Here is a 24,162-nt window from a genome sequence, read left to right on the forward strand (position 1 = left end):
GATTGAGAATAGATAAAATATTGCCGCGGCATTATACAGGCCGTAATCGATTGCCTCCAGCATTATTTAAGAAAAACTCTTGATCCGCGCAGGCAGCAATGTAGTATCGATGAATTAACCTGCTGATTTGGAATTTGATCTTCGTCACATGTCGCTGCCACCCATCGCCAATATTTTTACCGTCAGCCGTCTCAATACGACAGTGCGTCAACTGCTGGAGAAAGAGATGGGTCTGGTCTGGATCAGCGCCGAGATCTCCAACTTCACGCAACCGGCATCCGGTCACTGGTACTTCACGCTGAAAGATGATGGCGCTCAGGTTCGCTGTGCCATGTTCCGTAACAGCAATCGTCGCGTCACCTTCCGTCCGCAGCACGGTCAGCAGGTACTGGTGCGTGCCAACATCACGCTCTATGAGCCCCGCGGTGACTATCAGCTGATTGCCGAGAGCATGCATCCGGCGGGTGAAGGCTTGTTGCAACAGCAGTTTGAACTGCTGAAAGCAAAACTGGCGACCGAAGGATTGTTCGATCCGCAGCATAAGCAACCACTGCCGGAACCGGCACGCCAGGTCGGGGTTATCACCTCTTCCACCGGCGCGGCACTGCACGATGTGTTACGTGTGCTGCATCGCCGTGATCCTTCGCTGCCCGTGGTGATCTACCCCACCGTAGTTCAGGGTGTTGATGCGCCCGCGGCGATTGTCCGTGCAATTGAAATCGCCAACCTGCGCAATGAGTGCGACGTGTTAATCGTCGGACGCGGCGGCGGTTCACTGGAAGATCTGTGGAGTTTTAATGACGAACGCGTAGCACGCGCCATTTTTGCCAGCCGCATTCCTGTCGTCAGCGCGGTCGGTCACGAAACCGATGTCACCATTGCTGACTTTGTTGCCGATTTACGCGCGCCCACCCCTTCCGCCGCCGCTGAAATTGTCAGCCGTAACCAGCTGGAGCTGCTGCGCCAGTTGCAATCTCAACAACAGCGGCTGGAGATGGCGATGGATTATTACCTGGCGCGGCAGCAGCGGCTTTATACCCGCCTTGAGCATCGTCTGCAGCAGCAGCACCCGCAGTTGCGTCTGGCTCGCCAGCAGACCGCCCTGTTCCGCCTGCAACAGCGTCTGGGTGAAGCGATCGAAACCCGTCTGCGTCACGCAACACGTCAGCAGGATCACCTGTCCCAGCGACTCAATGCTCAACAGCCGCAGCAGCGCCTGTTCGAGGCGCAAAAGCAGCTTCAAAACTGGCACTATCGCCTGCAGCAGAGCATCACTCAGCAGCTTAACAGCAACAGGCAGCACTTTGGTCAGTTGGTGGCGCAGCTGGAAGGCGTCAGCCCGCTGGCGACGCTGGCGCGTGGGTTTAGTGTGACCACCGATACCACCGGACAGGTGGTGAAGAAAACGGTACAGCTCCAGAGCGGCGATCTGCTGCGCACCCGTCTGGATGATGGCTGGGTTGAAAGCCAGGTGACACAGCTGTTACCTGAGAAAAAACGCCGCCGCAAAACCGCGTCCTGACGCTGACGCTTGCTGTCAAATCACACTTTTCCCTCACCGCTGGTCTTATGAATAAGGTTTAACCAGACTGGCGGGTCTATACTTTTTGGTACATTCATGATGCCAAGGAGTTCCAGATGGCTTACTGCGTTATTCCTCCCTATATCCTTCGCAAAATCATCGCACACGGTTCCGGTCACCAGCAGGAGCAGGCGCGTCGCACCCTGACTCACGTTCAGCACCTCATGGCGGAACACTGGCAAAAGCCGACCGGCGTAAAAACCGCGGCGGGTGGTCATGTGGATCGTGAAATTTATGATGCGCAAAGTCAGCAAACGCTGCCGGGTAAACTGATTCGTCAGGAAGGTCAGCCCGGCAATGACGACGTGGCTGCAGAAGAAGCCTGGGACTATCTTGGCGTAACCTATGACTTCTTCTGGCAGGCTTATCAGCGTAACTCGCTGGATAATCAGGGGCTGAAATTGCTGGGTACCGTGCACTACGGTGAGAAATACCAGAACGCTTTCTGGAACGGCCAGCAGATGGTATTTGGTGATGGTGACGGCGAAATCTTCAATCGCTTCACCATTCCGATTGACGTGGTGGCGCACGAGCTGGCGCATGGCGTCACTGAAAACGAAGCCGGGTTAATCTACTTTGAGCAGTCTGGCGCGCTGAACGAGTCGCTGTCGGATGTCTTTGGCTCGCTGGTGAAACAGTTCAGTAAAAAACAGCGCGCCGACGAGGGCGACTGGATCATCGGTGAAGGTCTGCTGGCAAAAGGAATTAACGGGCGTGGTTTGCGATCGATGTCTGAACCTGGCACTGCCTACGATGATCCGATGCTGGGCAAAGATCCGCAACCGGACCACATGGATCACTTCGTGAAGACCCGTGAAGATAATGGTGGGGTTCATATTAACTCCGGCATTCCTAACCGGGCCTTTTATCTGGCGGCTAAAGCACTGGGCGGTTATGCATGGGAACAGGCGGGATATGCCTGGTACGACACCGTGTGTGACGACGAACTGCCACAGAATGCGGACTTTAAGACCTTTGCCCGCTTCACCATTGAGCATGGTAAAAAACGGTTCGACGCGTCGGTCAGCAGTGCTATTGAACAGGCGTGGAAGGAGGTTGGCGTGCTATGAGTGACCTGCCTGAACTCACTGATGATGCCACCATCATCGTCGCGCGTGAAGGCGGCATGGCCTTTATTCCGGGGCTGCGCGCCGAACGTCGTTTTATGCTGGGTGAGCTGCCGGCACCGGAAAAAGAGCGCGTCTGTCATGCGCTGGAGCAGGCAATGCCGCTGGGCGAACCCGAGGAAAAAGCTGCGCAGGTGGGCAGTGGCGATCAGCGCTATTTCCGCATCCAGATTCAGTATGCCACCCGCCGCGAGGTGGGCACCATTGTGTTGCTGATTCCGGAACAGGTGGCACCAGCTGAGTTGCAGGCGCTGTGGCGCGACGGCAAATAAAAAAAGGGCCGACAATGTCGGCCCTTCTCGTTATGCGTTGTTACTTGCTGTCTGGCAACGCGTACGCAATCACGTAATCACCACGGTCCGGTGACTGACGTGCGCCACCTGCCGAGATCAGGATGTACTGCTTACCATCTTTCGGTGAGACGTAGCTCATTGGGCCGCCCTGACTGCCCACCGGCAGACGTGCTTTCCACACTTCTTTACCGGTTGATGCATCAAAGGCGCGCAGGTAGTAATCCTGTGTACCGGCGATGAACACCAGGCCACCCTGCGTTGCCAGCGTCCCACCCAGTGTTGGCATACCAATCGGCATTTTCACGCGCATTTTAATACCAAACGGACCGGTATCCTGCACCGTGCCGACCGGCACCTGCCAGACGATTTTCTGTGTTTTCAGATCAATCGCCGACAGCGTACCAAATGGCGGTTTCTGACAAGGGATGCCCAGCGGTGACATAAAGCGGTTCTTATTCACAGCATAAGGCGTGCCTTTCAGCGGAACCGCACCCATACCGGTATTGATCGCTTCGCCACCGTTGCTGCCGCGCGCCGTTTTATTGGTATCCGCCGGGATCATCTGAACCCACAGGCCCAGACGCATGTCATTGACGAACAACAGGTGATTGTTCGGATCGATCGACATGCTGCCCCAGTTCATCCCACCCAGTGAACCCGGGAAGCTCAGAGACTTGTCAGTGTCTGGTACGGTGAACAGACCGTCATAGCGCATCGATTTGAAACCAATACGGCAAGCCAGCTGGTCAAACGGCGTGGCACCCCACATGTCAGACTCTTTCAGCGTCTGGTTGCCGATCTGCGGCATACCGATCGAGTGTGGCTGCGTTTTGGTGTACTGCTCGTTCGGGATATGACCCTGCGGCATCGGCAGTTCTTCGACTTTGGTCAGCGGCTTACCGGTCATACGGTCAAGCACGAAGATCATGCCCGTTTTGCCGCCAATCACCACCGCTGGCGTGGTGCTGCCATCTTTTTGCGGGAAGTCGATCAGGCTTGGCTGCATCGGCAGGTCAAAGTCCCACAGATCGTTATGTACGGTCTGATAGACCCACTTCTCTTTACCGGTGGTGGCATCCAGCGCCAGCACCGATGCGCCATATTTGTGATCCAGCGCGGTACGGTTCGCACCCCAGAGGTCAACTGACGAACTGCCCATTGGAATGAAAACGGTGTTCATTGCCGGGTCGTATGACATCGGCGCCCATGAGTTTGGCGTACTGCGGGTATAATCTTTGCCCGGCATCAGTATCGCATTCGGGTCAACATTGCCTGGGTCAAACGCCCAGCGCATTTTGCCAGTAATCACGTCAAAACCACGTAACACACCACCAGGCATATCGGTCTGTACGTTATCTGCAACACGGCCACCCACCACAACGGTAGTACCGGCCAGCGTTGGCGCAGATGTCAGCTGATATTGTGGGTCCGGTGCCTGACCCAGGCCCGCTTTAAGATCTACGATGCCGTGATTACCAAAGTCTTCACAGAACTCACCGTTATCGGCGTTGATCGCAATCAGACGCGCATCGATGGTATTCATCAGAATACGACGCTGACAGCTGTCACCGGCTGGCAGGACAGCGGCCGGAACAGGTGATGATCCCGGTTTATCAGGCTGTTGCAGCGGTTTGGTTGCATCAAAGTAAGCCAGACCACGGCAGCGCGGCCAGACTTCAGCCTGGGCGTTGATTTCACGTTTCCAGATCTGCTTACCCGTGTTGGCTTCAACGGCGATCACGTTGTTATGCGGCGTACAGAGATAAAGGGTATTGCCAATCTGTAATGGCGTCTGCTGATCTTCTGCGCCGTTACCGGTCGGGCTGACTGGGGTATCACCCGTGCGGAAGGTCCACGCGACCTGCAGATCTTTCACGTTGTCGCGGGTGATTTGATCGAGTGCCACAAAGCGGCTGCCCTGAGGAGTGTTGCCGTAGTTATCCCAGTCTTTCTGTTGTTTCGCTTTGTCTACCGGGATCAACGGTAACTCTTCGCCCGTAGCCGCAACGGTAGGATGAGGCTGGAACATCTGCACCAGTGTTGCCACCATGCCTGCCGCCAGCACTGCCGCGAACGCGTAAGAAGGTTTCGCCAGTGAGTGCTTACCTTCGTGCTTACGCAGTGAAGGCCAGATCAGGAAAGCCAGCAGCGTCAGTCCGGCTGGAACCATCAGACGCGAGACCAGTGGCCAGAAATCCAGACCTGCGTCAAATAGCGACCAGATCAGGGTGCCAGCAAAGACCAGCAGGAACAGAACCACTGCCGAAGATTTGCGACGGAAGAACTGGATTGCGGAGAGGACAGTAACAATACCCGCAATTAAAAAGTACCAACTGCCGCCCAGGGCAACCAGTTTACCGCCGCCAATTGCAAAAAACAGACCGGTGGCAAGCAGCACCAGTCCGAGCAGCATGGATGCTATTCCCAGCCCCTTTCCGGAGCGGGAGGATGTTTCAGCCATAACACTTACTCTCCTGAATAAACAGAGCGCCCGGACAGAGGCCATCCGGACTCCGGCGCGTTAACAGGTGCGCGTGGAGCATCGCTCGGTTTCAAATCGAATATAAACAGACCCGCGTCCGTGAGAATCTGTGGGCCGGAAGAGCACTGATGTGGCTGACCCCTCCCACGACGCGGCAGGATTGTACCACCTGGTACGTTACAGAGTGAACATATCTAACCGGTTTGTTACGGCGCAATAGCATTTTTGCTACAAAAAGGGCCGGGCGTCGCGGTGGATTCTCAGACAGATTAAGCGTAGCTGAAAGCGGCGTTAGTGACCTGGCGGCTGGAACAGTACGCGCTTGCGGGAGATCAGACCATGTCCATTGCGGCAAAAGTAGTCCACTGCGCCGCAGGCTTTGAGTACGTCAAGCGGCTGGTGACACTCAGGGCAACAGGGTTTCGCGGGATAATGCGCACCACAGGCACTGCAGATAATTTCACCGTTGCTGAGCGACAGCGGTTGCTGACATTTATCACACATCACCATCATTTTCTTCTCCCTGCCTGATGAGTTCAGAGCAAAAAAAAGAGGGCCAGATGGCCCTCATTTTGTTAACGCTTATTCTTTTTCATATGCGCCATCAGACGTTTACGTTTACGCTGCTGCGTTGGCGTCAGCAGGTTACGTTTGCCTTCATAAGGGTTATCACCCTCTTTGAACTGAATACGAATTGGCGTTCCCATCACGTTCAGTGATTTACGGAAGTAGTTCATCAGATAGCGTTTGTAAGAATCGGGCAGATCCTTCACCTGATTACCGTGGATCACTACGATAGGCGGGTTATAACCACCGGCATGCGCGTATTTCAGCTTAACGCGGCGACCGCGTACCAGCGGCGGCTGGTGATCGTCTGCAGCCATGTTCATGATGCGTGTCAGCAGCGAGGTATTTACGCGTCGGGTCGAGCAGTCATAAGCTTCAGTGATCGACTCGAACAGATTACCCACGCCGCTGCCGTGCAGCGCAGAGATAAAGTGGATACGGGCGAAATCGATAAAGCCCAGACGGAAGTCCAGCGTCTCTTTCACTTCATCACGCACTTCCTGCGACAGGCCATCCCATTTGTTGACCACAATCACCAGCGAGCGACCACTGTTGAGAATGAAGCCAAGCAGTGAGAGATCCTGATCGGAAATACCGGCATGCGCATCAATCACCAGCATCACCACGTTGGCATCTTCAATCGCCTGCAGCGTCTTGATCACCGAGAATTTCTCTACAGTGTCAGAGATTTTGGCACGCTTACGGACACCGGCGGTGTCGATCAGAACGTATTCACGTCCATCGCGCTCCATCGGAATATAGATGCTGTCGCGGGTGGTGCCCGGCATATCGTAGACCACCACGCGGTCTTCACCGAGAATGCGGTTGGTAAGCGTTGACTTACCTACGTTTGGACGACCAACGATAGCCAGTTTGATCGGCAGGCCCGTCGGGTCGAAGTTTTCTTCTTCCTCTGCGGCTTCCTGCTCAGCAATCTCGTCAGCTTCTAAAGCAGCCCAGTAAGCCTGGTTCTCTTCTTCTTCCGTAAGCTCGACCGCTTCAACTTTTTCCATCCACGGCAGCAGCGCCTCTTCAATCAGGCTGCTCACACCACGACCATGCGAGGCCGCAATGGCGTGGATTTCGCCCAGACCCAGTGAATAGAAGTCAACAATCGCCTGATCCGGATCCATTCCGTCAGTTTTGTTTGCCACCAGGAAGGTCGCTTTCTGACGGGAACGGAGATGCTTCGCAATTTGCTGATCGGCGGCCATCATGCCCGCACGGGCATCCACCATAAACAGCACAACATCGGCTTCTTCGATCGCCAGCAGTGACTGTTCAGCCATCCGCGTTTCAACACCCTCTTCGGTGCCGTCGATACCACCGGTATCAATAACAATAAATTCGCGCCCTTCCACTTCGGCGCGACCATATTTGCGATCGCGAGTCAGTCCAGGAAAATCCGCTACCAGCGCATCACGTGTGCGTGTTAAACGGTTGAATAGCGTAGATTTTCCCACATTGGGACGCCCAACCAGCGCGACCACAGGTACCATAACAAAATGCCTCAATAAAAAATTAATCGCCCGAATGGCGAGATTATAACGGCTCTGGCCGTTAAGTTCAGGCTTAAGGCGCAAAGAATACCATGCCTGACTAAAAACGAAACGGCCCCTGATTAAATCAGGAGCCGTCGGAACGGAGGATTTCACCTGCCAGACGTTTACCCATTAACGGGTAATCGCATAAACCTCACCGTCTTTGGACTGGATCAGCAACTTGTCGCTGGCGACCACCGGCTCGGTCTGGAAGCCTGAGCTATCCAGTTCCTGCTGCGCCACAAAACGTCCATCCGTGGTGTTCAGCCAGTGCAGATAGCCTTCGCTGTCACCGACTATCAGATAACCGTTGTAGAGCACCGGTGAAGTCAGGTTGCGATGCAGCAGATCGCTTTGACGCCAGATGGCAACACCGCCGTCAGTGTTAAGAGCGATCACACGATCGTCCTGATCGACCAGATAGATACGGCCGGCATCAACAATCAGATCCTTCACACCGCCGATTTCGCGTTTCCACAAAATCTGACCTGAACGCAGATCCAGCGCCGACAGATTGCCATTGTAGGCCAGTGCATAAACGACGCCGTTAACGATAACCGGTGTGGTATCGACGTCATTAAGACGGTCAATCTCTGTGGCACCGCTGACCTGAGAAATACGCTGCTGCCAGATCAGCTGTCCCTGGTTCATTGCCACGGCACTGACACGGCCGTTGTCGCCACCGACAATTGCGCCGCCAAAGGCCACAGCCGGCGCAGATTCACCGCGCAGAGACAGTGCTGGCATATCCAGGTTGACGCTCCACTTCACCACACCGCTGCTCTGATCCAGTCCCTGCAACATGCCGTTGCTGGTATGAATCAGCACCAGACCATCGCTGACCACCGGACGTGATAGCGCTTCACCGGCGACTTTCGTCTGCCAGGCCACGCTACCATCGCTGCTGTTCAGGGCAAAAACCTGGCCGCGTTCGCTGCCAACATAAATGCGGTCGCCATCAGCCGTCAGGCCACCTGATAGCAGGGCTGAAATATTTTTCGAGAAGAAGCCGGTTTTCTCAGAGAGATCGACTTTCCACTTTTCTTTACCGTCTGCGGCATCCAGTGCTTTGACGATACCAAAGCGGTCGGCAGCGTAAACCGTATTATCCTGCCAGGCAGGATGCAGATTTGAGTAGAAATCACCCACACCGTCACCGACCGAGGTGCTCCACACTTTCTGTGGCGTGAACTGGTTTTCGACCTTCGGCAACGGGGCCATTTTTACTACATCTTCTTCGCCGCTAAACAGCGAACAACCGCTGAGCAAAGTGACTGAAATCAGTCCCGGCAGCAGGTATTTACGTAATTCCATGCGCTCTCTCTTGACTGGCTTAGCTTAAGTTATTCATCTTCATCTGCATCATTTGCTTCAATGCCGGAGAGGCGTCAGATTCAACCCCTTTACTCCAGGCATCGCGCGCGCCCTGCTTGTCGCCTTTGGTCAGCAGCGCTTCGCCGCGAATATCGGCCACAATGGCTGTCCAGCCATCACCCTTCACACCGTCAAGGGTTTTAAGCGCCGCATCCGCTTGATTCTGTTGCAGTTGAATGCGTGCCAGGCGCAGGTTAATCACCGCCTGCAGATTGGCATCTTTGGTATCTTTCAGGCCGTTTTGCAGCAGTGATGCCGCGTTATCAAGCTGACCGGCGTCAACGTACTGCTTCGCCAGATCCATCGCGGCCAGTGCACCGTAAGTGTTGCTGTTTTCACTGGCAAAACGGTTTACCGCTTCCAGCGTTTCCGGCTTGCCTGCCTGCATGGCGCTGGTCAGCTGCTGATACTGTGCGGATACCGATTTCGCCGTATCATCCTGATGACTGCTCCAGTAACGCCAGCCACCCAGCGCAGCAATGCCGATCACTACGCCAATGGCTAACGCTTTGCCATTGCTGGCAAAAAAGTTGCGCAGCGCGTCGGTCTGCTCGTTTTCATTGCTATACACTTCCACGCAATCCCTCTCCTTTCTATGGTTGGTGCTGTGTCACGCTTACTGTAGCAGCGTACGCAATACAGCAGCAGCCTCTGCCTGATCCAGTGTTTGCTGCTCGCCACGGCGCAGATCTTTAATCACGACCTGACCGGCTTTAACTTCATCCTCGCCTAACACCAGGGCAACGCGCGCGCCCCACTTGTCAGCACGGGCGAATTGCTTCTTGAAGTTGCCGCCGCCAAAGTTGGTCATCAGCCTCAGTTCAGGCGCTTCATCACGCAATTTCTCAGCCAGCTGCATCGCAGCAGACTGCACGCCCTGACCTGAAGCGATAACATAGACATCCACATTGCTCGTCGGTTCAAATTCAGGATTAACTGCCTGAACCAGCAATACCAGACGCTCCATGCCCATAGCAAAGCCAACGGCAGGTGTCGCGCGACCACCGAGCTGCTCAACCAGGCCATCATAGCGACCGCCGCCGCATACCGTGCCCTGTGAACCCAGGCTATCCGTCACCCACTCAATCACGGTGCGGTTGTAGTAATCCAGACCGCGCACCAGACGCTGATTGACGGTGTAGCTGATCCCGGCATCATCCAGCAAGGCACACAGGCCGCTGAAATGTTCACGTGATTCATCATCCAGATAGTCGCCAAGCTGTGGCGCATCATTCAGCAGTTGCTGAACGTCGGGATTTTTACTGTCGAGAACACGCATCGGATTGCTGTACATGCGGCGTTTGCAATCCTCGTCCAGCACCTCTTTGTGCTGTTCAAGGAAGGCGACCAGCGCATCACGGTAGTGAGCACGCGCTTCCAGCGAACCGATAGAGTTAAGTTCAAGGCGAACGTGCTCAGAGATACCCAGGGCTTTCCACCAGCGGGCATTCAGCATGATCAGTTCAGCATCGATGTCGGGTCCCTGCAGACCAAAGACTTCGACGCCAATCTGATAGAACTGACGATAGCGGCCTTTCTGCGGACGCTCATAGCGGAACATGGGACCCATGTACCACAGACGCTGTTCCTGGTTGTAGAGTAAACCGTGTTCGATACCGGCTCGCACACAGCCTGCCGTGCCTTCCGGACGCAGCGTCAGGCTTTCACCGTTGCGATCGTCAAAGGTATACATCTCTTTTTCAACCACGTCGGTGACTTCACCGATGGCGCGCTTAAACAGTGGGGTTTGCTCTACCAGCGGTAAGCGAATTTCGCTGTAACCGTAGCTCGCCAGCGTCTGCTTGAGAACGCCTTCAATCCGTTGCCAGAGGGCAGTATCCGCAGGCAGGTAGTCGTTCATCCCGCGAATCGCCTGAATATTCTTCGCCACGTTAGAATCTCTTAATGCAAAAAAACCTGTCCGGCATCATACCTTATGAGGATGAAACCGCACAGGTTCAGTCAAAAAAGTCACGCACGCAGACCGCGCGCGCCATTATTTTTCCAGATGCTGCACATCAATACGGCGGCTGGCATCCAGCATCGACGCTTTGGCGCGAATGCGCGCTTCCAGCTGATCGATCATGTCATTGTTGTCGAGACGATCGCGCTGACGCACGCCATCTTCGTAGAAACCACTCTTCTTGCTGCCGCCGGTCACGCCCAGCGTAGAGAGGGTCGCTTCACCCGGTCCGTTGACGACACAGCCGATAATGGAGACATCCATTGGGGTGATCAGATCTTCCAGACGCTGCTCCAGCGCGTTGACCGTGCCGATAACGTCAAATTCCTGACGTGAACAGGTTGGACAGGCGATGAAGTTGATCCCGCGAGAGCGAATGCGCAGTGATTTCAGGATATCGAAACCGACTTTGACTTCTTCAACCGGGTCGGCCGCCAGCGAGATACGCAGCGTATCGCCGATCCCTTCTGAAAGTAACAGGCCGAGTCCAATCGCAGATTTTACTGCGCCTGCGCGTGCGCCACCCGCTTCGGTGATGCCGAGATGCAGAGGCTGTTCGATCTGTTTCGCCAGCAGGCGATAAGATTCAACGGCGAGGAAGACGTCAGAGGCTTTTACGCTGACTTTGAATTGATCGAAGTTAAGACGGTCAAGATGATCGACATGGCGCATGGCTGATTCCAGCAACGCCTGCGGCGTCGGCTCGCCATACTTTTCCTGCAGATCTTTTTCCAGTGAACCGGCGTTCACGCCAATTCGAATCGGAATATTGTTGTCGCGTGCGCAGTCGACCACCATACGGATGCGCTCATTGTTCCCGATATTACCGGGATTGATGCGCAGGCAGTCGACGCCATACTCGGCGACTTTCAGGGCGATGCGGTAGTCAAAATGAATATCTGCAACCAGGGGGACATTCACCTGCTGTTTGATCAGTCTGAATGCTTCTGCGGCATCCATGGTAGGCACCGAGATACGAACGATGTCGACACCGACTCGCTCAAGGGCTTTGATCTGATTTACCGTCGCTTCCACGTCAGTGGTGCGGGTGTTGGTCATCGACTGAACAGCGATTGGCGCGCCGTCACCGACCGGCACCTTGCCGACGTAAATGCGTTTGGATTTACGGCGGATAATGGGTGCTTCGTTATGCATATTTCTTCTCCACAATTGCCCGGTACGCGATACGCTGTTATTGCGCACCCAACGTCAGGCGAGCAACCTGGTTATTACGGATAAAACGACTTAAATCAACGGGCTGATTCTGATATTGCACCTGAACCGCACGAGGCGCGCCAATTTTCAGACGATACGGAGGCGTTCCTGCGAGGCTGAGTTTACCACCACTACGCTGAATGCCGCTGAACAGTTTTTTGCCGGTCGCGTCACTGACTTCCAGCCAGCAGTCGGCGTTGAAGGTCATGACCACCGCATTAGGGTCAGCAGCCGGCTCATTGACCGCAGCTGCACCGACGGGCAGCGGAGGTGCCGCGCTGGTTGTCGGCGTCGTGGCTGCTGGAGCAGCCGCTGAGTTGTCCACTGGCGCCTGGCTCGGCGACACTACAGCATTGCTGGTGTTGTCCGGCTGGGCGGTGGTCGCGCTATTGCTGGCGGTGGCGGCCGGGGCCGCACTCGCCGGCGCACTGGCTGCGCCGCTGTTACTGGTCGTGGTGGTATTGCTTTCGTCAGGCGCGGCAGGTGCCGCGCTATCACCGCTGCTTTCACCCAGCGGAATCGACTGACCATTATCACCGCTGCTACTGCTCTGGTCGGTCATCGGCACCAGATCGTCCTGAGACGCTTTATGGTTCTGCCACCACCAGGCGCCTGTCAGCCCCACGACCACAAACACCACCAGCCAGGTAAAAATCATTAACCAGCCGTCGCGTTTCTTGCGGCGTTTGCCCAGTGAAAAACTTTGCATCGGCTCAATCTTTGAAGACCGAATCGGTGTCTGCTTCGCCATCATCGGCAGCAGTTCCTCTTCAGGAATATGCACCAGACGCGCGTAAGAGCGAATGTAGCCGCGCAGGAACGTGGAAGCTAAATCAGCAGGTGATTTGTCCTCCTCGATGTCACGCACGGTAGAAAGTTTCAGGCACAGGCGTTCAGCGACGTTCTGCTGCGTCAGCCCCATCTGCTCACGGGCCAGACGCAGGCGTTCACCTGTTGATTGTAATGCAGAGTTTTCTTGAGTGGCTTCAGTATTCATTAGCTAAATAACGCTGGTACTGTATCGATTGCGGAAAACGTCGCGCTAACCGGTCGCCATAACGTGAAACGTCAGCGGCATTTCCCTGTAGCGCGGCGAAACGTAAGTGTAACGCCAGACTTCGTGCTGTTTCAGGCAGCTGTTGCTGGTAAACACCAAGCAAAACCTGCGCCTTCGACAGATGGTTATCTGCCAGCTGCTTTTCAGCTTCAGACAGCAGCGAGTCAGCTTTACGCCTGTCAGCATCAATGGCCTGACGTAACGCCCTGCGGGCAGCAGCAACATCGCCAGCCTGCAGATAACAAAAACCTGCCAGTTCAAGCGCGTCATTGCGAGCATCAAACTGCTGTGCTGCGCTTGCCCGACTAAACTGTTGATGCGCTTCGTCATACTGCCTTAAAGCGCAGAGAAACGCACCGTAATTGTTAGCAACAAAACCATTATCCGGCGCCTGCTGCTGTGCCAATATAAACCGTGCCTGCGCCACTGTCTGATTACCCTGCTTCAGTGCCAGCCGTGCCAGCGCAAGCGAGACCCGGTAATCCTGTGGCGCAGCGGCCTGTGCCCGTAGAAAGTTTCGCTCAGCCGCGGCAGCGTCGCCACTGGCCAGATAGTGCATCCCTAACTGCAGGCGCACCTCTTCTGCACCGGGTTCACGCGGCTGGCTGACACACCCGCTTACAACAAACAGCGCCAGCAACACTGCAGGTAATCCATTACGCATAATCGTTTCCCTCCGTTTGACGTTGACAGGCTGCAGCCTGCCACGGGTCATCACGTCAGAAAACGCGCGATTTCAACCTTCTAGAGAGGCTTCACAGATATGGCTTCACCCGCCATTTTGATGCGCATCGTCCGCTTGGTACGGTCAATGACTTCGCCGGCTAACTGACCGCAGGCGGCATCAATGTCGTCACCACGGGTTTTACGCACGATGGTGGTAAAACCATAGTCCATCAAAACTTTGGAGAAACGATCGATACGGCTGTTAGAGCTACGGCCATAAGGCGCGCCCGGGAAGGGGTTCCACGGAATCAGGTTGATTTTGCACGGTGTTTCTTTCAGTAATGCGGCAAGTTCATGCGCATCATCAGTGCTGTCATTGACGTGATCCAGCAGGACGTACTCAATGGTCACGCGTCCCTGGTTGGCGTTGGATTTAGCGATGTAACGCTTAACTGCGGCCAGGAAGGTTTCGATGTTGTACTTTTTGTTGATCGGCACGATGTCATCACGCAGCTTGTCGTTTGCTGCATGCAGCGAGATCGCCAGCGCCACGTCGATCATATCACCCAGTTTATCCAGCGCAGGCACGACGCCTGAGGTGGAGAGGGTTACGCGACGCTTCGACAGACCAAAACCGAAGTCATCCAGCATGATCTCCATCGCCGGAACCACGTTATTGAGGTTGAGCAGTGGCTCGCCCATACCCATCATCACCACGTTGGTGATAGGACGCTGGCCGGTGATTTTGGCTGCGCCGACAATTTTCGCCGCACGCCACACCTGACCAATAATTTCTGACACCCGCAGGTTACGGTTAAAGCCCTGCTGTGCGGTCGAACAGAATTTACACTCCAGCGCACACCCCACCTGTGAAGAGACACACAGCGTGGCGCGATCGCCTTCCGGGATATAGACCGTTTCCACCAGCTGGTCGCCCACGCGGATAGCCCATTTAATGGTGCCGTCGGTGGAGCGCATCTCTTCCGCCACTTCTGGCGCGCGGATTTCCGTCAGCTCCATCAGCCGGTTACGCAGCTTTTTGTTGATGTCGGTCATCTGCTCGAAGTCATCACAGCAGTAGTGATAAATCCACTTCATGACCTGATCGGCGCGGAAAGGCTTCTCGCCCAGCGACAGGAAGAATTCCCGCATCTGCTGACGGTTGAGATCCAGCAGGTTTATTTTCTGGCTTTTGGGAGAAACGACAATGGGGGAAGCGGACGCGGACGTCTCAATCTGTTCGGACATAATATTCTCTGGCCTCGTTGTTACACGTTATGGCGCTGTTCAGGGATAGGTGAAAAAATTGCGCCTTCATTAAGCGATGTCAATGAAGGCGCAATATTGTACAACATCTGCGTCCTGATAACAGGCGGGAGTGACCTCCCCTACGCAGATTTTTGTAAAGCCGCTGTAACGTTTATCGCCGGGCGATTAACGGGTACGTGGGCAGATTTCGTTTTCGCCGAAGAAATAAGCGATTTCGCGGGCAGCGGATTCAGCAGAATCTGAACCGTGGGTCGCGTTTTCGGTGAAGCTGTCAGCGTAGTCAGCACGCAGTGTGCCAGCCAGTGCGTTTGCCGGGTTAGTTGCACCCATCAGGTCACGGTGACGCTGAACCGCATTTTCACCTTCCAGCACGGATACAACAACCGGGCCAGAGGTCATGAATTCAACCAGACCATCGAAGAATGGCTTGCCCTGGTGCTCAGCGTAAAAGCCTTCAGCCTGCTCTTTGCTCAGCTGCAGCATTTTTGCGCCAACGATTTTGAAGCCAGCGCTTTCAAAACGGTTGTAGATAGCACCAATCACATTTTTAGCGACGGCGTTTGGCTTGATGATAGAAAAAGTACGTTCGATTGCCATGATGACCTCTGTCTTGACGTTCTGAAGAAACCGGTGGCGTCCGCCCCGGTTAAGAAACGGCGCCGATTATAGGGGCTGAGTGCGGCATTGCCTATCAGAGATCCCCAATTTGTTGAAAATTCTTGATCTGAGTCGAGGCAGGCGCGCCATAGTTATGATTTAGCGCAAAAAATCGTCAGCCCCGAGTGAAGGTGACTGAGACAAGTTGCCCCTCTTCATCCATTACCACCAGCTGATACTCGCCGGGATGATCAAGATGCAGCGACAGGCTGTTCGCCGCGTTTTGCGTCATCAATGGCTCACCATTCAGGAACCACCAGCGCTGCGCGCCCTGCCCTCCCTGCACCGCGACCGGGATCGTCAGCGTGCTATTACCCGGCAGCGGTTTAACGATTTGCCGCTCAATAACGCCTGTGACAATCAGTGGTGCGCTACTGCCCTGTTGTAATGGCGGACAATGGGTATCGACAGGCGGTAAGCGCTGCGCCCGCCGCTCCTGAGGCGGCAGCCACGCTTCCAGCGGCAGCGGCCAGACCAGTCGTTCGTGGCGGGTGGCGCCGGGGCAATCTGCTGCGACGCGCAGTCCCTGCGCATTTTGCCAGTAGCCCGCGCGTAATCCGCTAAGGCTCTCCTGACCGGGCGCCAGCAGTGTTGGCGGCAACGTATCGGAAGCGACCCAGCTTTGCCGACGCTGGCGGCAGTTTTCATCTCCGGCAGGCAGCGGCTGACCACCAGGCCAGCATATGGTCGCGACCGTTACCGAGGCCGGACGTGGGTCGACCGGCACGTCACGCCTGCCGAGACGGCTCATCAGCACGCTGTTAATCTGATTCATGACTGGCACGGCAGAGGCGAAACCAAACTGCCCGGCAACCGGAGTCGCATCCGGCCGCCCCACCCAGACGCCAATCAGATAACGGGGATTGATGCCCACCGACCAGGCGTCGCGATAGCCGTAACTGGTGCCGGTTTTCCAGGCCAGCGGCACCACATCAGGTACGCTGCCATTACCGGCCGGTTGCGCTTCACCCGCCAGGATGCGCCGGATGATCCACGCCGATGCGGGTGAAAGCAGCGGTCGCTGCTGCAAGGGTTGATCGGGCGTCCAGCGCAGTGCAGCGGCATTGCCGTGACGGGCAAAGGCGCTATAAGCCGCCACAATTTCATCCATGCGGGCACCGGTGCCGCCAAGAATCAACGAAAGATTGGGTTCCGCACCGGGCGGGAAACGTAAATTCAGACCCACATTGCGCAGACGCGCCGCAACGTTTTTCGGTCCCAGCGCCTCCAGCACCTGTACAGCCGGCAGATTCAGGGAGCGTACCAGCGCATCGCTGGCGCTGACCGGCCCGTGAAAACCGGTGTCGAAATTGCCTGGCCGGTAATCGCCAAAGCGACGCGGCACATCCTGCAGCAGCGATTCGGCATGAATCAGCCCCTCATCCAGCGCCATTCCGTAAACAAAAGGTTTTAACACCGAGCCAGGCGAGCGCACGCTGGCGATCATGTCCACATGCCCAAACCGACTGTCATCGGTAAAGTCAGCCGAACCGACATAACCCCGAACCGCCATGGTGGTGTGATCGACCACCAGCATCGCCAGCGAGGTGCGCGGCGGAAGCTGGTTTTTAACGTTCAGCGCCAGGCTTTCCAGCTCGCGCTGCAGTGAAGGATCGAGCATGGAGACAATCTTGTCGCTGTAACTGATCGACAGTAATCGCCGGGCCAGCAGTGGCGCCATCTGCGGCATCTGCCGTGGCGGCAGCCAGACTGGCTCCTGACGGATTTCCGCCACCTGCTCAGCGGACCAGATGCGGTATTCCGCCAGCCGATCCAGCACTTTATTGCGTGCCGCTTCTGCCCGCTCTGGCCAGCGATCGGGCCGCAGTCGGCTGGGTGCCTGCGGCAAAACCGCCAGCAGCGCTGCCTCGCCCGATGTCAGCTGTGATGGGGATTTCCCCAGCCAGCTCCAGCTTGCCGCGCCCACCCCTTCCAGCGTGCCGCCAAAAGGCGCACGGTTAAGGTAGAGCGTCAGGATGTCACGTTTGGAAAGGTGCCATTCAAGCTGCAGCGCCCGCCACGCCTGGATTAGCTTGCCCCGCAGCGTACGGGGTTGCGGGTCGATAAGGCGTGCTACCTGCATGGTCAGCGTGCTGCCACCGGAAATAACGCTTTGATGGCGCAAATCCTGCCAGGCCGCACGCACCAGCGCCAGGGGATTGATGCCGGGGTGATACCAGAACCAGCGATCTTCGTAGGTGAGCAGCGCCTGCAGATAAGCCGGAGCGACCTCTTCTGGTGTGACGGGATAGCGCCAGATGCCCTTGCTGTCCGCAAAGCGCCACAGCGGCGTGCCGTCGCTGGCCACAATCACCCGCGCAGGCTGCACCTCTTTAAGCGGCAGCGGGAACAGCCGATCCAGTCCCCATGTCGCCAGCCATAACGCCAGAAAAAAAAGCGGCAGCGCGAGCCACCGCTTTTTAATGGCGCTGATGTTAATCACGCCCTGCATCACTTACTGGATATGCAGCTGCGGCGGTGTACTGCCGGTGGCGCGCCACTCCGGCACATACATCGACTCCACCTGCGGCGGTGGCATCAGATAGCGACCCGGCGTGACCGCCCGGGCCAGGTAGACCAGCGTGGCGGGACGATAGGTATCCACCGCCAGTGCCGCGACGAATCGATCGTCACGGAACTCGATGTGTTTGATATCAGCCTGCTGCATGTCACCCATGCTCTCCTTCAGCGCATCCGCACTGTCACCGAGGCTGGCGCTGCTATCCGCCAGATTCTGGTTTTCCAGCTCCAGGCCGGCAGGCAGCAGATCCACCACCAGCGCATCGCTGATGCTGCGTTTCGAGGAGACCGTCAGACGAACCACCAACAATTCCCCGCTGCGCAGATTACTGAGATCGGCAGCTTTGCCATCCAGGGTGAAAGATTCACGTTTTATCCCGAGCACATTACTCTCCGGCTGAGGCGCGGCCAGCGGATAACCGGTGACATCCAGACGACCATACAGCGGCGCGTTGCCCGGATTACCGATGGTTAGCCCCTGCAGCAGTTGCTCAGCGCCCAGCCCTTTATTCAGCGGTGCATCGCCCTGTAACGGAGCTGGGTTACCGGACAGCTGCGCCTGCCAGCTCCCGCCCTGCGCCTGCTGTAAGGTATGCGCAGCCAGATAAAGCGCGTTATTTTCCTGGGTCGAGAACCAGCGTTTTCCCCTGACCTCTTTGGAGAGCGACAGCAGCAGACTATTCTGCAGATCAGGCTGCAGCTTATTCTCTGCTAACAGGGCAATCATCATCCCCTCATCGCGCACCGTGCTGCCATAGTCGCCGTACCACGCTTTGTCCGAGCGGGTCAGCGTGGCACCCTGCATGATCGCAAGCGATGCGCGTTGCCCGTCCCCCATCAGCTTCAGCGCGACACCCAGCTGCATCAGCGCCAGTCCGGAGCGGGCTTTCTCACGCTTTTCATACAATGCACGCAGCGCACCCAGTGGCGCGCGCTGCTGACGCGCCAGCACCAATCCGGCGTAAGCCTGCACGCTGAACTGCAGCGCAGCGTTGTCGTCACTGCTGCCGCCGCTGATCTGTGCGGGATCCTGCAAGTAGCGCAGCAGCCGTGCGTTAGCACGATCAACCACATTATCTGGCAGCGCATAGCCCGCCTCACTGGCGCGCAGCAGGAAGTCCGTTACATAAGGCGTCAGCCAGAACTCCTCTTCACTCTGTTTATCCCACAGCCCGAAACTGCCGTTGGCCCGCTGCATGCCCGCCAGACGAGCAATGCCAGTGTCGACGGCGGCCCGTCGCGCTTCATCGCTGCTGGTTTTAATGCCCATAGCAGTTAGCTCAGCATGGCTGGTGTAGAGCGAAGGCCAGAGCCCGCTGGTAGTCTGTTCCAGACAGCCGTAGGGATAGGCATAGAGCGCACTGATATAGCTGGCGATATTCAGCGGCGGACGATTGCTCAGCGTGAGTTGTCCACTCAGGGTCTGTGCATCCAGGCCGGTCAGCGCCGCTGCCGCGATCTGCCAGGGCTGATCGGGATTGATAACGGCATCAAAGTTCAGCGTCAGGGCAGGATAAGGCGGCCGGACGCCGATTTTCCACTGCTGTTTGCTGGCCTTAACCTGTTCACCCGGCAGGTTCAGACCGGAAATCTGTACGGCAATCTCGCCATCACCAAAGCCGGTTTTCGCCGTGACCGGAATCTGCAGTGTGGTACGAGCGCCTTTGGCCAGCGTCACGCTCTGGCTGGCCGCACCGGCCAGATCGACTAAGCCACTGCTGGCCACATCCACTTTCAGAGTTTGCGGCAGATCGGTCAGGTTCGTGAGATCGAGCGCCAGTGATGCCGAGTCGCCGCTGGCAAGGAAGCGCGGCGTGGCCAGTTCGCTGATCAGCGGCGCCGCAACCACCAGTTTGCGCTCTGCCGCGCCGAAGCTATCGTCGCTCCAGGCCTGGGTCATCAGCCGCAGTTCGCCGTTAAACGCCGGGATCGGTAGCGTAATCGTCCCGTTGCCCTCTTTATCCAGCGTTACCGCCTGCAACTGTTGCGCCACGATATTCACATGCGTTACCGGCTTTTTACCGCCGCGCGTCATCGATTCATCTTCACCATCACCACCAAAACGCAGCGCCGCCAGTCGGCCACCGCCTTCGATCAGCTGACCAAAGACATCGTACTGATCGACGTTGTAGCGTTTACGGCCAAAGAAAGCCTGCCACGGATCGGGCGTTTTAAAATCTGTGACGCTCAGCACGCCACTGTCCACGGCTGACAACAGTACATTCACTTTTTCAGGCAGCGGACCGCCGTCACGACCGGCGTGAACCCTGACCGTCAGGAGTTGCTCAGGACGAATTTTATCGGGTGCATCCAGCGTCAGGTTTAAGCGGCGCGCCTCTGTCGCCATCGGCAGGTGTAATAGCCCCACCGCGCGTTTTGGCGTTGCGCCACTGACCTTATCACCGTCACGCACCACGATAGCGCTGAAGTAGAGATCGTGACGCCGCCAGCTCTCAGCAACAGGGACATCCACTGTTGTGCCGCCCTCAGGTACAGTCAGCGGTTGCCACCAGAGCGTGCCGCTGCTCGACTCCACCATCAGGTAACCTTTACCGGCTGCCGGGGAGTCAACCTGCAGATGCACGGTGTCGCCCGGCTGGTAAGCCGCTTTGTCCAGCTTCAGTCTGACCTGATCCGGACGCAGTGCGCCCGTGCCGTTGGTGTTGTCCTGCCAGTCATAACCGGCCTGGAACCGCACGCTGCTGACGATTTTATCGCCCGCCTGCACTTCCAGCCGGTAGTGGCCCCACTCAACCGGGAAGCTGACTTTGGTGCTGCCGTCAGCCGGAACAGAGATAGCGCGTTCATCTTCCTGCAGGTCTTTGTCGCCATACTGCGACTGCCAGCCTTCGCTGTCCGAGAAGCTCCAGTAGTAGTCACGGCGTTCACGAATCAGGCGCACATCCAGCTTGTCTGCCGCCAGTTTCTTGCCCTGACTGTTGGCATAGACAATATCGAATTCGGCCAGGCTCTCTTCCGGCACGGTAGGCTCATCGTGATAGCTGTCACTGCGGTAGTCATAAACGGCCTTGTTACCGAACAGCGGCCGGATACCCGGCAGAGCTTCAGCAGGCCAGATGGCCTGGGTAGCGCGTCGGGTGACCGGACGTCCACCGGTCTCCAGCAGGCTGGCCTGCAGGATCAGGTTGAGCGGAGAGTGCAGCTGATCCCACTGACTCTCTACCGAAAGCTGCGCTTTACCGCTGGCGTCGAGTTTGAGATCGACCTCATCCAGCGTGCGCTTTAGCCCCTCTTCGGTAATGTCACCAAACTGGTAGCCCGGCAGTACAGCCACCGCTTCGCGTGCCGGTCGCAGATAGAGTTGTCCCTGTAACGTGTTACCCGCCGCCGGTGCGCCATAGAGGTAACGCCCCTCAATACCAAACTCAACGGGGGCATCAGCAGGCTGCGGCTGAGGGTCATTTTTCAGGGTTAACGCCATGCGCTCCGGCAGAAAATCCTCGACGTGGAACGTCCATTCACGCTTGAGGTTATCGCCGGTATTGAGTCGCAGTATCCAGTTGCCGGTCATGGCAGATTCGGGCAGTGCCAGGCGCTGCTGGTAGAGGCCCGCCTCAGGCTGCCAGACAAAGGTCCGCATCACCTGGCCATCGGGCTGCATCAGTTCTGCTTTTATCGGCTGGGCGGGCAACGGATGTCCGTCGGCATCACGCAGCAGCGCATTGACGATGACGATTTCGCCCGGGCGATAGATATCGCGCGGCCCAAAGACAAACAGCTGTTTGTCATACCCCTGCGGTCCGGCAACCGGAAACTCCGCGAGATCCAGCGCCGGACGCGACAGGTCAATCATTGAGGTCTGTTCACCCTGCACGGCCAGCAGGATCTTGCCTTTTTCATCCGCCTTGAGGCGCAGATGACCGGTGTTGTCACTGGTGCCGCTTTGCAGCACCTGCCCTTTGGCATCCAGCAACCTGACGCTGACGCCGGAAAGTGGCTGGCCGTTTGCCAGGCTCTGGGCGAACAGTTCAAATTGAGTCGGGAAGCGATGCAGTGAGAGGCCAATGTCGCTCAGGGTGAAAAGTGTAGCGGGCTGGCTGTAGCGATACGTTCCGGCCTGCTTCATCACCGCCAGATAAACGCCCGGCTGCTGAAGCGCGGTAATGTCACTCATCGGCAACTGCAATTTTTCACGGGTGTTGCGCGCCGGATTAAGCTCAAAGCGACCGGAATAGACCAGCTGACTGCTTTTCAGCAGATCCTGTGACTGCCAGCTGGAGAGGTTATTGCCGTAATTCCACTGCGAGAGAAACTCTGCCAGGCCGGCATTCTTAATGCGGAAGAAATCGACATCGACCTGGTTCACATTCAGCGCCAGCACCGGCAGTCCCTGCGTGATACGCAGCGGCAGCAGTGAACCGCGACTGGCAAACCCCACCATCGGCTGGATATCACTGGTGGCGATTTTCTGGCTGTAATCGGCGGCAAGCGTTTCACCGCTGGCCGCGCGCAATCCTGCATCCACCGTGACGGTGAAGTGACGTGAGGGTTCAGGATGACGGAATCGCAACGTTTTGCGGTTAGCGGAAAGCTCCCAGCCGCCATCCACCCGGCCCTGTTTGTCCTCCGTCAGCCTGACTTTTTGCGCGATATCCTGTTTGTCATCCAGCGGCTGACTGAAGGTTAAGACCAGCGCAGCGGCACCGTCGATCTGCAGTTCTGAGAGATCGATAATGGTCAGCGGTTTGCTGACCTGAGCCGTTGAGGGTGCCTCTGCCGCCTGAAGAGGCAAAACAGGTAACAGGGTTGCTGACAGCAGTGAGCCACCGATCAGCATGCTGAGCAGCAGTCGGGTGTTGCGTTTCTTCATGGTAGTTCCTTCACCGGGACGCAGGGAGTGTCGTTTGATTACGCCGCGCAATTTCATATCAATGCTCGCATTTAATCAACGCTTCTCTTGAGATGGTGCGCACATTCCCTGACACTGGTATGACAGATTGCTGAGAAGAGGTTGTTATGACGACGCCACTGTTTGTGTCCGCCGACTGGTTACAAGAGCACTACAACGATGAGCGGCTTCAGGTACTGGATGCACGTTTGTTGCCACCCGGAATGGAAGCGGTTCGCGATATCCAGGCTGAGTATCTGGCGGGTCATTTACCTGACGCCCCTTACTTTGATATTGAAGCCCTTTCCGATCACACCAGCCCTTATCCACATATGCTGCCGCGTGCCGAGACCTTTGCCGTCGCGATGCGCGAGCTGGGCATCAGCAGTGATAAGCATCTGGTCGTTTATGACGAAGGCAATCTCTTTTCCGCTCCCCGCGCCTGGTGGATGCTGAAGACCTTTGGTGTGGCTCAGGTGTCGATTCTGGCCGGGGGATTGCAGGGCTGGAAAGCGGCCGGTTTTGCGCTGGCAAGCGGCGAAGTGAATCTGCCGGAAGGTGAGTTTGAAGCCCACGCGGATGAAAGCCGGGTGAAACGCCTGACGGATGTGCTGCTGATCAGCCATGAAGGCGGCGCACAGATTGTTGATGCCCGTGCTGCCAATCGTTTTAACGCTGAAGTGGACGAACCGCGTCCTGGCCTGCATCGCGGCCATATTCCCAACAGCCTGAACGTGCCGTGGAATATGCTGGTTGAGCAGGGAACACTCAAGCCGGAAGCGGAACTGCGCAGAATTTTTGCTGACGCAGGTGTCGATATTTCCCAGCCAGTGGTCGCTAGCTGTGGCTCAGGCGTGACGGCGGTGGTGTTGATTCTGGCGCTGACCGCGCTGGGCGCACGGGATGCCACGCTGTATGACGGATCCTGGGGCGAATGGGGCAGCCGGGACGACCTGCCTATTGCGAAATAAAAAACAGGCGGCTCATGAGCCGCCTGTTT

17 protein-coding genes are annotated in these 24,162 nt (G+C 56.7%); 4 read left to right on the forward strand and 13 right to left on the reverse strand.

Annotated features, from left to right (window positions below; translation table 11 throughout):
• Positions 1 to 148: 148 nt before the first annotated feature.
• From xseA to P2R09_RS16220, 3 genes are all read left to right on the forward strand, one after another.
• The gene (gene xseA, locus P2R09_RS16210) at positions 149 to 1,522 is read left to right on the forward strand and encodes an exodeoxyribonuclease VII large subunit (protein WP_275771241.1); all 1,374 of its coding nucleotides are present in this window, start codon (positions 149 to 151) and stop codon (positions 1,520 to 1,522) included.
• A gap of 116 nt (positions 1,523 to 1,638) precedes the next feature.
• Positions 1,639 to 2,652 (forward strand): M4 family metallopeptidase, encoded by a 1,014-nt coding sequence (locus P2R09_RS16215; RefSeq protein ID WP_275771242.1) that lies wholly within the window; start codon positions 1,639 to 1,641, stop codon positions 2,650 to 2,652.
• Positions 2,649 to 2,981, forward strand: a complete 333-nt coding sequence (locus P2R09_RS16220; protein ID WP_275771244.1) for a protealysin inhibitor emfourin — start codon at positions 2,649 to 2,651, stop codon at positions 2,979 to 2,981. The genes P2R09_RS16215 and P2R09_RS16220 overlap by 4 nt, the downstream gene beginning before the upstream one ends.
• Before the next feature lie 40 nt (positions 2,982 to 3,021).
• On the opposite strand, the gene P2R09_RS16225 is transcribed toward P2R09_RS16220, so the two are convergent.
• The 13 genes from P2R09_RS16225 to P2R09_RS16285 form a co-directional block, all read right to left on the reverse strand.
• On the reverse strand, positions 3,022 to 5,463 hold the full coding sequence (locus P2R09_RS16225; protein WP_275771246.1) for a glucose/quinate/shikimate family membrane-bound PQQ-dependent dehydrogenase: 2,442 nt from the start codon (positions 5,461 to 5,463) through the stop codon (positions 3,022 to 3,024).
• A 312-nt stretch (positions 5,464 to 5,775) separates the two neighbouring features.
• The gene (locus tag P2R09_RS16230; protein WP_275771248.1) at positions 5,776 to 5,997 is read right to left on the reverse strand and encodes a zinc ribbon domain-containing protein; all 222 of its coding nucleotides are present in this window, start codon (positions 5,995 to 5,997) and stop codon (positions 5,776 to 5,778) included.
• 62 nt (positions 5,998 to 6,059) lie between these two features.
• On the reverse strand, positions 6,060 to 7,550 hold the full coding sequence (der, locus tag P2R09_RS16235; protein ID WP_008926703.1) for a ribosome biogenesis GTPase Der: 1,491 nt from the start codon (positions 7,548 to 7,550) through the stop codon (positions 6,060 to 6,062).
• A 174-nt stretch (positions 7,551 to 7,724) separates the two neighbouring features.
• Positions 7,725 to 8,906, reverse strand: coding sequence for an outer membrane protein assembly factor BamB (gene bamB / locus P2R09_RS16240; protein WP_003848699.1), 1,182 nt, complete (start codon positions 8,904 to 8,906; stop codon positions 7,725 to 7,727).
• 19 nt (positions 8,907 to 8,925) lie between these two features.
• Positions 8,926 to 9,543, reverse strand: a complete 618-nt coding sequence (locus P2R09_RS16245) for a YfgM family protein (RefSeq protein WP_275771252.1) — start codon at positions 9,541 to 9,543, stop codon at positions 8,926 to 8,928.
• A 39-nt stretch (positions 9,544 to 9,582) separates the two neighbouring features.
• Positions 9,583 to 10,857 carry a histidine--tRNA ligase gene (hisS, locus tag P2R09_RS16250; protein ID WP_003848694.1) on the reverse strand — a complete coding sequence of 425 codons (1,275 nt, stop codon included), beginning with the start codon at positions 10,855 to 10,857 and terminating at the stop codon, positions 9,583 to 9,585.
• Positions 10,858 to 10,962: 105 nt separating this feature from the next.
• Positions 10,963 to 12,084, reverse strand: a complete 1,122-nt coding sequence (ispG, locus tag P2R09_RS16255; RefSeq protein ID WP_003848692.1) for a flavodoxin-dependent (E)-4-hydroxy-3-methylbut-2-enyl-diphosphate synthase — start codon at positions 12,082 to 12,084, stop codon at positions 10,963 to 10,965.
• A 37-nt stretch (positions 12,085 to 12,121) separates the two neighbouring features.
• Positions 12,122 to 13,141 (reverse strand): cytoskeleton protein RodZ, encoded by a 1,020-nt coding sequence (rodZ, locus tag P2R09_RS16260; RefSeq protein WP_275771255.1) that lies wholly within the window; start codon positions 13,139 to 13,141, stop codon positions 12,122 to 12,124.
• Positions 13,131 to 13,865, reverse strand: a complete 735-nt coding sequence (gene pilW / locus P2R09_RS16265; RefSeq protein ID WP_275771257.1) for a type IV pilus biogenesis/stability protein PilW — start codon at positions 13,863 to 13,865, stop codon at positions 13,131 to 13,133. Before pilW ends, rodZ begins: the two co-directional genes overlap by 11 nt.
• An 80-nt stretch (positions 13,866 to 13,945) precedes the next feature.
• Positions 13,946 to 15,115 carry a bifunctional tRNA (adenosine(37)-C2)-methyltransferase TrmG/ribosomal RNA large subunit methyltransferase RlmN gene (locus P2R09_RS16270; RefSeq protein WP_003848686.1) on the reverse strand — a complete coding sequence of 390 codons (1,170 nt, stop codon included), beginning with the start codon at positions 15,113 to 15,115 and terminating at the stop codon, positions 13,946 to 13,948.
• Positions 15,116 to 15,301: 186 nt separating this feature from the next.
• Complete coding sequence (gene ndk / locus P2R09_RS16275; RefSeq protein ID WP_003848684.1) at positions 15,302 to 15,733, reverse strand: nucleoside-diphosphate kinase; 432 nt, start codon at positions 15,731 to 15,733, stop codon at positions 15,302 to 15,304.
• A gap of 175 nt (positions 15,734 to 15,908) precedes the next feature.
• Complete coding sequence (pbpC, locus tag P2R09_RS16280) at positions 15,909 to 18,245, reverse strand: peptidoglycan glycosyltransferase PbpC (RefSeq protein WP_275771260.1); 2,337 nt, start codon at positions 18,243 to 18,245, stop codon at positions 15,909 to 15,911.
• A 3-nt stretch (positions 18,246 to 18,248) separates the two neighbouring features.
• A complete protein-coding gene (locus tag P2R09_RS16285; protein WP_275771262.1) occupies positions 18,249 to 23,144 on the reverse strand; it encodes an alpha-2-macroglobulin in 4,896 nt (1,631 codons plus the stop codon).
• Between the two features lie 146 nt (positions 23,145 to 23,290).
• On the opposite strand from P2R09_RS16285, the gene sseA reads away from it, so the two are divergent.
• Positions 23,291 to 24,133 (forward strand): 3-mercaptopyruvate sulfurtransferase, encoded by an 843-nt coding sequence (gene sseA / locus P2R09_RS16290; protein WP_003848671.1) that lies wholly within the window; start codon positions 23,291 to 23,293, stop codon positions 24,131 to 24,133.
• Positions 24,134 to 24,162: the final 29 nt, after the last annotated feature.

It is taken from the genome of Pantoea sp. Cr_R13 (assembly GCF_029222565.1).
In the GTDB taxonomy this organism is placed as follows: domain Bacteria; phylum Pseudomonadota; class Gammaproteobacteria; order Enterobacterales; family Enterobacteriaceae; genus Pantoea; species Pantoea eucalypti.

Coding starts and splice junctions, on each gene's coding strand:
- pbpC (WP_275771260.1), bottom strand. CDS start 18,245: ATGCAGGGCGTGATTAACATCAGCGCCATTAAAAAGCGGTGGCTCGCG.
- P2R09_RS16230 (WP_275771248.1), bottom strand. CDS start 5,997: ATGATGGTGATGTGTGATAAATGTCAGCAACCGCTGTCGCTCAGCAAC.
- P2R09_RS16220 (WP_275771244.1), top strand. CDS start 2,649: ATGAGTGACCTGCCTGAACTCACTGATGATGCCACCATCATCGTCGCG.
- P2R09_RS16215 (WP_275771242.1), top strand. CDS start 1,639: ATGGCTTACTGCGTTATTCCTCCCTATATCCTTCGCAAAATCATCGCA.
- pilW (WP_275771257.1), bottom strand. CDS start 13,865: ATGCGTAATGGATTACCTGCAGTGTTGCTGGCGCTGTTTGTTGTAAGC.
- P2R09_RS16270 (WP_003848686.1), bottom strand. CDS start 15,115: ATGTCCGAACAGATTGAGACGTCCGCGTCCGCTTCCCCCATTGTCGTT.
- xseA (WP_275771241.1), top strand. CDS start 149: ATGTCGCTGCCACCCATCGCCAATATTTTTACCGTCAGCCGTCTCAAT.
- P2R09_RS16225 (WP_275771246.1), bottom strand. CDS start 5,463: ATGGCTGAAACATCCTCCCGCTCCGGAAAGGGGCTGGGAATAGCATCC.
- P2R09_RS16285 (WP_275771262.1), bottom strand. CDS start 23,144: ATGAAGAAACGCAACACCCGACTGCTGCTCAGCATGCTGATCGGTGGC.
- der (WP_008926703.1), bottom strand. CDS start 7,550: ATGGTACCTGTGGTCGCGCTGGTTGGGCGTCCCAATGTGGGAAAATCT.
- ispG (WP_003848692.1), bottom strand. CDS start 12,084: ATGCATAACGAAGCACCCATTATCCGCCGTAAATCCAAACGCATTTAC.
- rodZ (WP_275771255.1), bottom strand. CDS start 13,141: ATGAATACTGAAGCCACTCAAGAAAACTCTGCATTACAATCAACAGGT.
- ndk (WP_003848684.1), bottom strand. CDS start 15,733: ATGGCAATCGAACGTACTTTTTCTATCATCAAGCCAAACGCCGTCGCT.
- bamB (WP_003848699.1), bottom strand. CDS start 8,906: ATGGAATTACGTAAATACCTGCTGCCGGGACTGATTTCAGTCACTTTG.
- sseA (WP_003848671.1), top strand. CDS start 23,291: ATGACGACGCCACTGTTTGTGTCCGCCGACTGGTTACAAGAGCACTAC.